Annotated in this window: 15 protein-coding genes and 2 other annotated features (1 of these 17 only partly in view); all 15 genes read right to left on the bottom strand. The window is 40.5% G+C overall.

Going from position 1 to position 13,056, the window contains the following annotated elements; all coding sequences use genetic code 11:
• Positions 1-128: 128 nt before the first annotated feature.
• The 15 genes from rpoB to cysE all read right to left on the bottom strand — a co-directional run bounded on the left by rpoB (position 129) and on the right by cysE (position 12,860).
• On the bottom strand, positions 129-3,674 hold the full coding sequence (rpoB, locus tag AC25Y1_RS16655) for a DNA-directed RNA polymerase subunit beta (protein ID WP_488149128.1): 3,546 nt from the start codon (positions 3,672-3,674) through the stop codon (positions 129-131).
• A 216-nt stretch (positions 3,675-3,890) separates the two neighbouring features.
• Positions 3,891-4,493 (bottom strand): class I SAM-dependent methyltransferase, encoded by a 603-nt coding sequence (locus tag AC25Y1_RS16650; RefSeq protein WP_488149127.1) that lies wholly within the window; start codon positions 4,491-4,493, stop codon positions 3,891-3,893.
• Between the two features lie 202 nt (positions 4,494-4,695).
• Entirely contained in the window at positions 4,696-5,058 is a 363-nt protein-coding gene (rplL, locus tag AC25Y1_RS16645; RefSeq protein ID WP_488149126.1) for a 50S ribosomal protein L7/L12, read from the bottom strand.
• Positions 5,059-5,124: 66 nt separating this feature from the next.
• The gene (gene rplJ, locus AC25Y1_RS16640) at positions 5,125-5,628 is read right to left on the bottom strand and encodes a 50S ribosomal protein L10 (protein WP_488149125.1); all 504 of its coding nucleotides are present in this window, start codon (positions 5,626-5,628) and stop codon (positions 5,125-5,127) included.
• 30 nt (positions 5,629-5,658) lie between these two features.
• Positions 5,659-5,806, bottom strand: a sequence feature (ribosomal protein L10 leader region).
• A gap of 48 nt (positions 5,807-5,854) precedes the next feature.
• Positions 5,855-6,556: a 50S ribosomal protein L1 gene (gene rplA / locus AC25Y1_RS16635; RefSeq protein WP_488149124.1), complete on the bottom strand. Its 702-nt coding sequence runs from the start codon at positions 6,554-6,556 to the stop codon at positions 5,855-5,857.
• 105 nt (positions 6,557-6,661) lie between these two features.
• Complete coding sequence (gene rplK, locus AC25Y1_RS16630; RefSeq protein WP_210471067.1) at positions 6,662-7,087, bottom strand: 50S ribosomal protein L11; 426 nt, start codon at positions 7,085-7,087, stop codon at positions 6,662-6,664.
• Between the two features lie 171 nt (positions 7,088-7,258).
• Positions 7,259-7,792 carry a transcription termination/antitermination protein NusG gene (gene nusG, locus AC25Y1_RS16625; RefSeq protein WP_488149179.1) on the bottom strand — a complete coding sequence of 178 codons (534 nt, stop codon included), beginning with the start codon at positions 7,790-7,792 and terminating at the stop codon, positions 7,259-7,261.
• 125 nt (positions 7,793-7,917) lie between these two features.
• Positions 7,918-8,103, bottom strand: a complete 186-nt coding sequence (gene secE, locus AC25Y1_RS16620) for a preprotein translocase subunit SecE (RefSeq protein ID WP_488149123.1) — start codon at positions 8,101-8,103, stop codon at positions 7,918-7,920.
• Positions 8,104-8,154: 51 nt separating this feature from the next.
• A complete protein-coding gene (rpmG, locus tag AC25Y1_RS16615) occupies positions 8,155-8,304 on the bottom strand; it encodes a 50S ribosomal protein L33 (protein ID WP_172370511.1) in 150 nt (49 codons plus the stop codon).
• 79 nt (positions 8,305-8,383) lie between these two features.
• The gene (gene sigH / locus AC25Y1_RS16610) at positions 8,384-9,031 is read right to left on the bottom strand and encodes an RNA polymerase sporulation sigma factor SigH (protein ID WP_488149122.1); all 648 of its coding nucleotides are present in this window, start codon (positions 9,029-9,031) and stop codon (positions 8,384-8,386) included.
• 71 nt (positions 9,032-9,102) lie between these two features.
• Positions 9,103-9,621: an NYN domain-containing protein gene (locus AC25Y1_RS16605; protein WP_488149121.1), complete on the bottom strand. Its 519-nt coding sequence runs from the start codon at positions 9,619-9,621 to the stop codon at positions 9,103-9,105.
• Positions 9,622-9,626: 5 nt separating this feature from the next.
• Positions 9,627-10,376 carry a 23S rRNA (guanosine(2251)-2'-O)-methyltransferase RlmB gene (rlmB, locus tag AC25Y1_RS16600; RefSeq protein ID WP_488149120.1) on the bottom strand — a complete coding sequence of 250 codons (750 nt, stop codon included), beginning with the start codon at positions 10,374-10,376 and terminating at the stop codon, positions 9,627-9,629.
• Positions 10,373-10,795 (bottom strand): Mini-ribonuclease 3, encoded by a 423-nt coding sequence (locus tag AC25Y1_RS16595; RefSeq protein WP_488149119.1) that lies wholly within the window; start codon positions 10,793-10,795, stop codon positions 10,373-10,375. The genes rlmB and AC25Y1_RS16595 overlap by 4 nt, the downstream gene beginning before the upstream one ends.
• Before the next feature lie 5 nt (positions 10,796-10,800).
• Positions 10,801-12,201 (bottom strand): cysteine--tRNA ligase, encoded by a 1,401-nt coding sequence (gene cysS / locus AC25Y1_RS16590; RefSeq protein WP_488149178.1) that lies wholly within the window; start codon positions 12,199-12,201, stop codon positions 10,801-10,803.
• Positions 12,198-12,860 (bottom strand): serine O-acetyltransferase, encoded by a 663-nt coding sequence (cysE, locus tag AC25Y1_RS16585; protein ID WP_488149118.1) that lies wholly within the window; start codon positions 12,858-12,860, stop codon positions 12,198-12,200. Before cysE ends, cysS begins: the two co-directional genes overlap by 4 nt.
• A gap of 55 nt (positions 12,861-12,915) precedes the next feature.
• Positions 12,916-13,056, bottom strand: a binding site (T-box leader) (it continues 78 nt past the right edge of the window).

The following is a 13,056-nucleotide window of genomic DNA, read 5'->3' as shown; positions in this document are numbered from 1 at the left end:
AGTGTTATCGCTGGCAATTGGCTTTGTTGGAAAAGTGATTTGCTTTTCCAGTCTTCTTTAATATTTGGTAACTGGTCGAACAATTTATTGAAAGTAAAGGGGAAAACTTGTCTCCCCTCTATTTTTTATTATTTTAGTTCTGCCTTCATGAGATTCAGGGCATCTGTTGGTTGCGTGTCATCATCTTCATCTAGATTACGAAGTTCAATTTCTTCATAGTCTGCTGACAACATCTTCACATCTAGTCCTAAACTTTGAAGTTCTTTGATGAGTACTTTAAACGATTCAGGAATTCCCGGTTGTGGGACACTTTCACCTTTAACAATCGCTTCGTACGTTTTAACACGTCCGACCACATCATCTGATTTCACTGTTAGAATTTCTTGCAATGTATAAGCTGCACCATAAGCTTCAAGTGCCCAAACTTCCATCTCCCCGAAACGCTGACCACCGAATTGTGCTTTACCGCCAAGTGGTTGCTGTGTAACGAGAGAATATGGACCTGTTGAACGAGCATGTAGTTTATCGTCGACCATATGGTCAAGCTTGATTAAGTACATAACCCCAACAGAAACACGGTTATCAAACGGTTCACCTGAACGACCATCATACAGGATTGTTTTCCCATCTCGGTCCATTCCCGCTTCTTCCATTGTTAACCAAACATCTTCTTCATTCGCTCCGTCAAATACTGGCGTAGCCATATGAAGGCCTAGTTTTCTAGATGCCATCCCTAGATGCATTTCAAGCACTTGCCCAATGTTCATACGAGACGGAACACCTAATGGGTTGAGCATGACATCAATCGGCGTACCATCCGGTAAGAACGGCATATCTGATTCAGGTAAAATACGCGAAATAACACCTTTGTTTCCGTGTCTTCCAGCCATTTTATCTCCGACAGAGATTTTACGTTTTTGAACAATGTACGCACGTACAAGTTGGTTAACTCCAGGTGGAAGCTCATCGCCGTCTTCACGGTTGAACACTTTCACGTCGAGTACAATTCCACCAGCTCCGTGTGGCACACGCAGGGAAGTATCACGAACTTCACGTGCTTTCTCACCAAATATTGCATGAAGTAAGCGTTCTTCAGCCGTTAATTCTGTAACACCCTTTGGCGTTACTTTTCCGACTAGAATGTCGCCATCTCGTACTTCTGCACCAATACGAATGATTCCTCGGTCGTCTAGGTGACGAAGAGCTTCCTCACCGACGTTCGGAATATCTCGTGTAATTTCTTCCGGTCCGAGTTTTGTGTCTCTTGCCTCTGATTCGTATTCTTCGATATGAACCGAAGTATAGTCATCATCTTTTACAAGGCGCTCACTCATAATAATAGCATCCTCGTAGTTGAATCCGTCCCACGTCATGAATGCAGTAAGAACGTTACGACCTAGCGCAAGTTCTCCTCTTTCCATTGATGGACCATCAGCTAGAATATAATTCGGTCCAACACGATCTCCGACACTTACAATTGGACGTTGGTTATAACAAGTTCCTTGGTTTGAACGAATAAAGTTGTCCAAACGGAAGGTTGTCAAGTCACCTTGAACTTCTTTGCCGTCAATTGTCTCAATGCGACGAACGCGAACTTCTTTCGCTTCGACATGTTCAACAATTCCCGTATGAGTCGCTAGAACCGCTGCACCTGAATCACGTGCAGATACATGTTCCATACCTGTACCGACAACTGGTGATTGAGGATTAAGAAGCGGAACAGCTTGACGTTGCATGTTTGCTCCCATTAGTGCACGGTTGGAGTCATCGTTTTCCAAAAATGGAATACAGGCTGTAGCAGCAGATACTACTTGCTTAGGCGAGACATCCATGTAGTCAATTTGTTCGCGTTTGAATACCGTGTTGTCACCTTGGAAACGTCCAACAACAATATCATTCACGAATGAACCATCTTCATTAAGCAATGCGTTCGCTTGAGCTACTACGAAATTATCCTCGACATCGGCAGTTAAGTAATCTATTTGAGCAGTTACACGTCCGGTATCTGGATCTACTTTTCTATATGGCGTTTCAATGAAACCAAATTCATTTACTTTTGCATATGTGGATAGGGAGTTTATTAATCCGATATTCGGTCCCTCTGGTGTTTCAATCGGACACATACGTCCGTAGTGAGAGTAATGTACGTCACGGACTTCCATTCCAGCGCGTTCACGTGTTAATCCACCGGGTCCTAGTGCTGACAGACGACGTTTATGTGTCAATTCCGCCAAAGGATTCGTTTGGTCCATGAACTGCGAAAGTTGAGAACTACCGAAAAACTCTTTTATAGATGCAATCACTGGACGAATGTTTATCAATTGTTGTGGCACAATAGAAGACGTATCGTTGATTGACATTCTTTCTTTAACAACACGTTCCATACGGGATAAACCGATACGGAATTGGTTTTGTAGGAGTTCACCCACTGAACGTAAGCGTCGGTTTCCAAGATGATCAATGTCGTCAGTGTTCCCAACACCATGCAATAAGTTAAAGAAATAACTGACTGAAGCTAAAATATCTGCAGGTGTTACATTTTTAATGGAATCGTCCACATAAGCGTTCGAAATCACATTAATTGCTTGAGGTTCATCACTATTTGGATTTGGTGCGTATACTTTAATGGATTGGATAATAGTCGGCTCATCAATAACGCCTTCTACATGATTGATTTCTCGGAATCCTATCCCTTTTTCTAAATGAGGTAGTAATGCATTTAGGGTACGGCGATCAATCACCGCGTCCTTTTCAAGAAGAATTTCGCCAGTTTCAGGATCGACAAGCGTTTCTGCTACTGTTTGACCGAATAGACGGTTTTGTATATCAAGTTTTTTGTTCATTTTATAGCGACCTACATTTGCTAGGTCATATCTTTTTGGATCAAAAAATCTTGAATACAATAAGCTTCTCGCACTATCGAGTGTTGGCGGTTCGCCGGGGCGAAGTCTTTCATATATTTCAAGTAATGCTTTTTCTGTTGTTTCAGTATTGTCTCTTTCGAGCGTATTGCGCAGATATTCGTTATCGCCAATCAATTCGATAATTTCTTCATCTGTTGAAAAACCTAGCGCACGAACAAGAACTGTAATAGGAAGTTTACGTGTACGGTCAATTCTTACGTGTACAACGTCTCTTGCATCGATTTCATACTCGAGCCAAGCACCACGATTTGGAATCACTGTTGCACCAAAACCACGTTTTCCGTTTTTATCAATTTTGTCGTTATAATAAACACTTGGTGAACGGACTAACTGAGAAACAATTACGCGTTCCGCACCATTAATAATGAATGTACCGTTTTCTGTCATGAGTGGAAAATCACCCATAAACACGTCTTGTTCTTTCACTTCTTCAGTTTCCTTGTTGTGTAGGCGAACCTTAACACGTAGCGGTGCTGCGTAAGTTACATCCCGCTCTTTCGATTCATCAACAGGATATTTCGGATCCTCAAGATGATAATCGACAAATTCTAACTGAAGATTTCCAGTGAAATCTTCGATTGGAGAGATATCACGGAACATTTCCCGTAATCCTTCTTCCATGAACCACTCGTAAGATGCCGTCTGAATTTCGATTAGGTTTGGCAATTCTAATACTTCGCTAATCCGCGCGAAACTTCTACGCTGACGGTGTTGACCATATTGAACTAGATGACCTGTCAACTCATTCACCCCTCATATGCAATAATAATTCTTTTCAAAATCAGTAAAACGGTGTAAGATGTAAAAAACTAAAAGAAAATGAGTTCTACTACGAGCTCATTTCGATTTAACAAATTTCTATCCATCTAAGTATGCCAATTAATGTTAACTTTAATGCAAAAGGGCACACGATTGCATTATATTAATTTAACCATCTTTTAACGCTACCATATAAAACGAGCATCGTCAATTTTTTATTGCTTTAATAATATAATACCCTTTTTTCTTGACAATCGTTTCAGCATTGCCAAAAAGCGATTCTAGATGTTGTAAAGTCGAAGGTGCCCCTTGCTTCTTCTGAATAACAACCCATAATTCTCCACCGGATCGCAATTTTGAAAATGCACCATCGTAAAAGCTAAATACTGTTTTCTTTCCAGCGCGTATTGGTGGATTCGTCAGTATGGCAGAAAAATCACTCTCCTGAACGTCCGAAAATGCGTCGCTCGAATAGATTCTAGCATTCGTAACACCATTACGCTCAGCGTTCTTAGCGCTTAATGATAAAGCTCTTTCATTCACATCAACCATATGAATTTGTCGTTCTGGATACGACGAAGCGATGGATAAACCAATTGGTCCATATCCACAACCTACATCCAACACATCCCCATCGACACTTGGCATGACAAAGGTTTCAGCAAGAACTTCGGAACCGAAATCCACATCCCCTTTACTAAAAACACCAGCATCCGTATGAAAATAAAATTGCTTTTGCCGTAGCATGGCAACTAATTCTTTTGGCTGACTTTTTACTTTGGGATCTTTTGAATAATAATGTTCAGACATTAAGATCCTCCTTTTTTTGAAAGTAAGGAAATATCCACGTCAACAACTCTTTCTTTACCCTAGGATAAGGATAAATCGGAAACCTCGAAAATATACTTCTAATTTATTATGATTGCCAATATTTAAGTTGTTTATAATTTAACATAAAATAACGAAGAAAAGCCCGTCTTCGCTGACGAGCTTTTCTTCACTATTCATAAAATTACTTAACCTCTACAGATGCGCCTACTTCTTCAAGTTTAGCTTTTAGTTCTTCTGCTTCGTCTTTAGCAATTCCTTCTTTAACTGGTGCTGGTGCTCCGTCTACAACTGCTTTAGCTTCTTTCAAGCCAAGACCAGTGATTTCACGTACTGCTTTGATAACTTGGATTTTTTTGTCTCCAGCAGCTGTTAGAATTACGTCGAATTCTGATTGCTCTTCTTCAGCAGCTCCGGCAGCAGCTCCAGCAGCAGCAACAGGTGCAGCAGCAGTTACGCCAAATTCTTCTTCAATTGCTTTTACAAGGTCGTTTAGTTCAAGAACTGTCATTTCTTTAACAGCATCTAAGATTTGTTCAATAGTCATTTATAGTTCCTCCTAATAGTTTTTGCGGGATATTCCCGTATTTTTTTGTTTGTTCAGGCTACTTTATTAAGCGCCTGCTTGCTCTTCTTTGTCGTCTGCAACAGCTTTCGTAATTGCAGCAAAGTTACGCATTGGTGCTTGTAGAACGCTAAGCAACATTGAAAGTAAACCTTCGCGTGATGGAAGTTCAGCTAATGCTTTCACTTCTTCAGCAGATGCAAGCGCACCTTCGATCACACCAGCTTTAATTTCAAGCTCTTTATTAAGTTTTGCAAAATCATTCAAGATTTTTGCAGGTGCAACAACATCTTCATTTGAGAATGCAATTGCGTTTGGTCCTGTCAGGTGTTCGTTCAACCCTTCAAGTCCAGCTGCTTCAGCAGCACGGCGAGTCATTGAGTTTTTGTAAACTTTGAATTCGATACCTTGATCACGAAGTGTTTTACGAAGTTCCGTAACTTGACTTACATTAAGACCACGGTAGTCAACTACAACAACTGTAGCTGCAGACTTTAGTTTGTCTTCAATTTCAGTAACAACTGCTTGTTTAGCTTCTAATACCTTGCTCATCTGGACACCTCCTAAATAAATTTCTTACTTATACCGATATAAAAAGCCCTCAGTCTACATTGTAGACACGAGGGCAGAAAAAGTCGTCTTCTTTATTTAAGAAAGAGCGTCTGTTCCTCGGCAGGATTATTAAGCGGCAAGCCGCTCCTACTGTCTACGGTACAAATATTTTATTAATATTAACAACGTCGGTAATCTTATCATAAAATTTCCGACACGTCAATACTTAGTTTTGTATTTTAACGTTTGATGTATCGATCTTCACAGCAGGACCCATTGTAGTCGTTACATTAACAGACTTCATGTATGTTCCTTTTGATGAAGAAGGTTTTGCTTTTTCGATCGTTTCAAAAACTGTTAAGAAGTTTTCAACTAGTTTTTCGTTGTCGAATGATACTTTACCGATTGGCGCGTGGATAATTCCACCTTTTTCCGCACGGAATTCAACTTTACCAGCTTTAATTTCTTCAATCGCTTTTGCAACGTCAAACGTAACAGTTCCTGTTCTTGGATTCGGCATAAGGCCTTTAGGTCCAAGTACGCGACCAATCTTACCAACTTCACCCATCATGTCAGGTGTCGCAACGATAACATCGAAATCGAACCATCCTTGTTGAATTTTGTTGATATATTCAGTATCGCCTGCGTAGTCTGCACCAGCAGCTTCTGCTTCTTTAAGTTTTTCACCTTTAGCGAAAACAAGTACTTTTTGAGTTTTACCAGTACCGTTTGGCAGTACTACTGCGCCACGAACTTGTTCATCATTTTTCTTTGTGTTGATTCCTAGACGGAATGCAACTTCAACTGTTGCGTCGAAGTTTGCCGTGCTAGTCTTTTTCGCAAGGTCAATTGCTTCTTGCACGTCATAAAACTTAGTGCTGTCCACAAGTTTCACTGCTTCAGTGAATTTCTTACCTCTTTTAGCCATTTGAAATTTCCTCCTTGTTGTGGTATTAACGGATTGAACCTCCCACGAATAAAGGTTGCGTGTCCCGAGGAACTTCCGCAACCTCCTACTACATGCAACTCTATATCAGTCTTCGATAGTGATTCCCATACTGCGTGCAGTACCTTCAACCATAGCCATCGCCGCTTCAACAGATGCAGCATTCAAGTCTGGCATCTTTTGTTCTGCAATTTCGCGTACTTTGTCGCGTTTTACAGTTGCTACCTTCGTTTTATTCGGTTCACCTGAACCTTTTTGAAGATTAGCTGCAACCTTTAGCAATACTGCTGCAGGTGGAGTTTTTGTAATGAATGTAAATGAACGGTCTTCAAATACAGTGATTTCAACAGGAATAATAAGACCTGCTTGATCTGCTGTACGAGCGTTGAACTCTTTACAGAATCCCATAATATTCACACCTGCTTGACCTAGCGCTGGTCCAACTGGTGGAGCCGGGTTCGCTTTCGCTGCAGGAATTTGTAATTTAACAATCGTAGAAACTTTTTTAGCCACGTGATATACCTCCTTAAGTCCGTGATGTGGTAATCGGGTTGCCCCTCCCACTCAATATGTGTCTGCTAACTTTCGTTAGTAGAATCAGTTAATGTAATCAAACAGTCAAATGACCGCCTGACCTTTGAAATGATATCATTTTTTCGGTTTTTGTGCAAGTATCAATGAAAATTATATTTTCTTGACTTGGACGAAATCGAGTTCCATCTTCGTTTCGCGACCGAACATATCTACAGCAACTTTAACCTTGCGCTTATCCTGATCAATTTCTTCGACTTTCCCTTGGAAATCCGCGAATGGACCTTCTAATACTTGTACAACTTCGCCAAGTTCAATATCCATATCTGCGATGTTGTCTTTCACACCCATTTGTTTCAAGATAAACTCAACTTCTTCTTCTAGTAACGGCGTTGGTTTTGCTCCTCCGCCTGAAGAACCGATAAAGCCTGTAACACCTGGTGTATTTCGAACGACATACCACGAGTCATCCGTCATGATAATTTCGACTAAAACATAACCTGGGAATGTTTTTTTCATCACAGTGCGTTTCTTGCCATCTTTAAAATCTGTTTCTTCTTCTTCTGGAACGATAACCCGGAAAATCTTATCTTGCATACCCATTGTTTCAACACGAGCTTCTAGATTGGCTTTTACTTTGTTCTCATAACCAGAATACGTATGAACGACATACCAATTCTTTTCCATTTCCATTATTTCCATGATTTCTACCTCCTTTTTCCGTACAAAATAAAAAAACCCGTAATTTTCACTGACGGGCTATTTTTCAGGAATATATATTCAACTATATTATAACGCAAAGTTCGTTACGATTAAAAGTTAATGTACCATTCCATTAAACTTGAAATTCCCAAATCCGTTAGAGCAAAATAGACTGCCATAAATGCGACCGTTGCTAAGACTACAATCGTGTACTTCGTTAGCTGTTTTCTCTTTGGCCAACTTACTTTTCTCATCTCTGAGACTACATCTTTAAGAAAATTAGTAATCTTCCCCATTTGTATTGTGCCCCTCCGAATACAGTAATATTGCGCCCCACTTTAGAAGGCTTATGCTGTCTGTCTATGCACCGTATGTGAATTACAGTGCTTGCAAAACTTCTTTAATGTCAAACGCTCCGATGGATTATTATTGCGTGCTGGAACCGAGTAATTTCGGGATCCGCATGCATCGCAGCTCAGTATTATTTTTTTAGCCATTTAATCACCCTCGGACCTTTAGTCATGATAAAGAGTATCACCTTGCCTCTACTCTGTCAACAGCTCATATGATTAGTCTCTATCTAACTGCGCCAACTTGCATATAGCGTTCCAGTTTCCTCTTTATGCGCTGTAAAGCGTTATCTACAGATTTTACTTGACGGTTTAACTCGTATGAAATTTCTTGATACGATTGTCCGTCTAAGTAAAGAGCAAGTACTTCTTTTTCAAGTGTACTAAGAACTTTATTCATTTCACTTTCCATATGGCTAAAATTTTCTTGATTAATCATTAAATCTTCTGGATTTTCATGGACTGAACCAGATAACATGTCGAGTAACGTACGATCTGACTCTTCCGAGAAAACAGGCTTGTCCAAGGAGATTGATGAATTCAACGGAATATGTTTTTGCCTTGTTGCCGTTTTAATTGCAGTGATAATTTGTCTCGTAATACATAGCTCAGCAAACCCTTTAAATGAACTTAATCGATCAGGTCTAAAATCCCGTATTGCTTTATACAATCCGATCATACCTTCTTGAATAATATCTTCCCGGTCTCCACCAGTTAGAAAATAAGAACGACCCTTCAAACTAACAAACGAGCGATACTTGGTAATTAGATAATCTAGTGCATCTGAGTTTCCTGTATGAATAATCGAAATGATTTCCTCATCAGTCAACGCAGTAAAGTCTAAAACGTTACCATCAGTATAAGTTTTTTCCACTATAAGAATCACTCCGGTTCATCATAGCTATAAACCTAGTATACCTTATGGAAAATTTTTACGTCAACTCTTTATTTAATTCCACGTCTCCACTTTTCAAATATTTCTTTAATTTCGTCAGTTAAATCAATATTCGACACGGGTCGCTGCTCTTCAAAATCTTTTACACTTTTTGTGATTAGTCTCATAATTTCTTTTGTTTCAATTTCTAGTTCTCTCGCTGATTTTCGTAGTGCCCCTTGTGCAAAAATAATCCACTGCTCTGTTAAATCAGATGTTGCCACATGAACTTGGACTCGTCGTCCGTTAAGCTCAGATACTAGTTTTTCAATTCGTTCGTCCGCAGTTTCATTTTCTCTCGTAAACAAAACTTCAACTGCATGCCTTCGTTTCTTTGTTTCAATTCCAGGCATCAAGTATGCATCAAAAACGATAATTACCCGCCATCCCGTATAAGCTTTATATTCAGCCATTCGCTCAATAAGTAGATCCCGTGCATCTGCTAACTGGTATTTTTTCAGTTTTTGCAGTTCCCCCCATGCACCAATTATATTGTAGCCATCAACGAGCAGAATATTTTCCTTTTCCATCTAAACTACTGGGTAGGCTGTCTTTTTCGCAAAACTTCATACATGAGGAGAGAAGCTGCAACTGAAGCATTTAGCGATGTAACATGTCCAAGCATAGGCATATGGTATAGGAAATCACATTTTTCTTTTAGAATGCGCGACATCCCTTTCCCTTCGCTACCAATCACAACAGCAAGTGGAAGGGTCGCATCCATTTTACGATAATCGACCGAGCCTTTTGCGTCTGTCCCAGCAATCCAAACGCCGCGTTTTTTTAGTTCATCAACAGTTTGCGAAAGATTGTTTACTCTTACGACAGGGACATGTTCAATTGCACCCGTTGACGCTTTTGCTACTACTGCCGTTAAACCGACGGAGCGTCTTCTCGGAATGATGACCCCGTGTACCCCCGCTGCATCAGCTGTCCGCAAAATAGAGCCCAGATTGTGTGGATCTTCTAGTTCATCTAAGATGAAAATCAATGGATCTTCCTCGCGTTTTGCTGCAACTGCAAAAAGGTCATCGAGTTCTGCATAACGATAAGCTGCAACAGATGCAACAATTCCTTGATGATTGATATCTAACATATTATCCAATTTTTGTTTAGGCACAGATTGAACAATTACTTTCGCTTCCCTTGCGAGCGACAAAATTTCACCTATGCTCTTTTTGTTTAATCCTTCAGCAATCCAAATTTTATTGAGTTCACGACCTGAACGAAGTGCCTCAACAATTGGGTTTTTACCTCCGAGCATTTCAGATTCGATTTCAGTCATAAAGCTTCACCCTCCTTAACATTTTCAATAATTCGTATCGATTCGACAATAATCTCCTCTGTTCGTTCGGTTCTGCCAAGCAAATATAGATAGCCGAGGATAGCTTCAAACCCAGAACTATTTTTATACGTTCCAACATCCGTATTCTTTGGAATAGAACCAGATTTTGCATTGCGACCGCGCCTCATAATGGCCGCCTCTTCTTCTGTTAAATAATCTTCAGCCATCATTTCCTGTAATATTGTAGCTTGCGATTTGGCAGAAACATATTTCGTCGCCTCACGATGCAATACATTCGGTTTCACACGACCCGAACGCAGCAAATGTTCGCGAACCGCCTGCTCATAAACTGCATCTCCCATATACGCCAGTGCCAAGGCATTCAGCTGTTTGACATCCATATCTCTTAATACATACATATGAGTCAACCTCTTCTCCAGCGAGTTCCTTGCGCTGTATCTTCCAGGAGAATTCCTTTTGCGACTAATTCGTCACGGATTTCATCTGAACGTCCAAAATCACGATTTCGACGAGCCTCAAGTCGTTCTTCGATTAGACTTTCAATCGCCTCATCTAAAAGGTCTTCTTCACCATCAAAAGGCAAACCGAGCACAGTCAATAGCGCATCAAAGGTCTCAATAAAATGCGTTAAAACAGCTGTTTCTGTATTTTTTTCCAATAAATATACATTCGCAAGTTTAACGAGTTCAAATATCGCAGCAATGCCATTTGCGGTATTAAAGTCATCATCCATTGCGACCACAAATTCATTTTTAACACCATCAATTTTATGCAGCCATATATCTTGCTGATCTCCAAGACCAGCTGAATGCTCAAGTCTATGTTCCAAATTATTATACGCTGTGATAACTCGATCAAGCCCATTTGATGCGTTTGCAACAAGATCCTCAGAGAAGTTAATCGGATGTCTGTAGTGAACTGATAACATGAAAAAGCGCAGTACTTTCGGATCCACTTGTTTTAGAATTTCATTAACGAGCACAAAGTTGTTTAACGACTTCGACATTTTTTCATTATCAATATTAATATAGCCATTATGCATCCAATAATTTGCGAAAGGCTTGCCTGTCATTGCTTCAGATTGGGCGATTTCGTTTTCATGATGCGGGAAGGTTAAATCTTGCCCACCCCCATGAATATCAATCGTATCGCCAAGGTGCTCACGCGCCATGACGGAACATTCAATATGCCAACCCGGTCGTCCTTCTCCCCAAGGACTGTTCCAAGAAATCTCGTTTTCTTTTGCAGCTTTCCATAAAACGAAGTCCAATGGGTCATCCTTCTTTTCACCTTGTTCAACACGTGCGCCAATGACTAATTCATCTGTCGATTGTTTTGATAACTTTCCGTATCCGTCGAATTTTGTCGTTCGGTAGTAAACATCACCGTGGGATTCATAGGCAAAGCCTTTGGCGATTAACACTTGAATAAAATCAACAATGTCTTCGATATGATTCGTCACACGTGGGTGGACATCTGCTTCACTGCACCCTAGCGCAGAAACATCTTCAAAATATGCGTTTATAAAACGCTCAGTGACTTCACTTACTTCTTCACCTAGTTCGTTTGCCGCGGCAATAATTTTATCGTCGACATCTGTAAAGTTAGAAACAAATTTCACATTGTAGCCACGGAACTCCAAATATTTACGTACCGTATCAAAAACGATTACTGGACGAGCATTTCCGATATGAATGTAGTTATAAACCGTTGGACCACATACATACATCGAAACCTCACCTTCTACTTGCGGGACAAAATCTTCCTTTTTTCGAGTTAATGTATTATATATTTTAATCATTATTTCAAATCTCCTTCCTTACTTGAGGATTGTTCGAGTTCTTTAATACGGGCCTGAAGTTTTGCAATTTCATTCTCTAGTGAATCACATTTATCGGCGATTGGATCAGGCATGTCTTGATGATCGAGTTTTCGATTGACTTTAACGCCGTTCGCTACGACGACCCGCCCTGGAATTCCTACGACAGTCGAGTTGGCAGGTACGTTTTTCAACACAACAGATCCAGCGCCTACTTTACTATTTTCGCCAATTGTAATAGATCCCAGTACTTTTGCGCCTGTTGCGACAAGTACATTATTTTCAAGGGTTGGATGTCTCTTGCCTTTTTCCTTCCCCGTTCCACCTAAGGTGACACCTTGGTAAATGGTTACATCATTGCCGATTTCACAAGTCTCTCCGATCACTATGCCCATTCCATGATCAATAAACAATCGACGTCCAATTGTTGCTCCTGGATGGATTTCAATGCCCGTAAAGAAACGACTAATTTGCGAAACGGTGCGGGCTAAAAAGAGCAATCTCGCATTAAATAGTGCATGCGCTATACGGTGCGACCACACTGCATGTAAGCCGGAATATGTCAGTATAACTTCGAAAACACTCCGCGCAGCAGGGTCTTGATCAAATATGCATTGAATATCCTCTTTCATCTTTCCAAACACCGGCTCTCCCCCTAATTACTTTTTTGTAAATAAAAAATACGCCCCTGTCAATAATGACAGAGACGCATTGAATGCGTGGTTCCACTCCGCTTGAAAGGTAATACACCTCTCCGCTTAAGGCCTGTTAACGTTGGCGAAACGTCCGGCTTACTACGACTTCAGCGCGGCACTCAAAGGGGCATTCCATACACGAATC

It is taken from the genome of Sporosarcina sp. Y1009 (assembly GCF_057669865.1).
The sequence above is the reverse complement of the archived record's forward strand: the minus strand, read 5'-3'. Positions and strand labels throughout refer to the sequence as shown.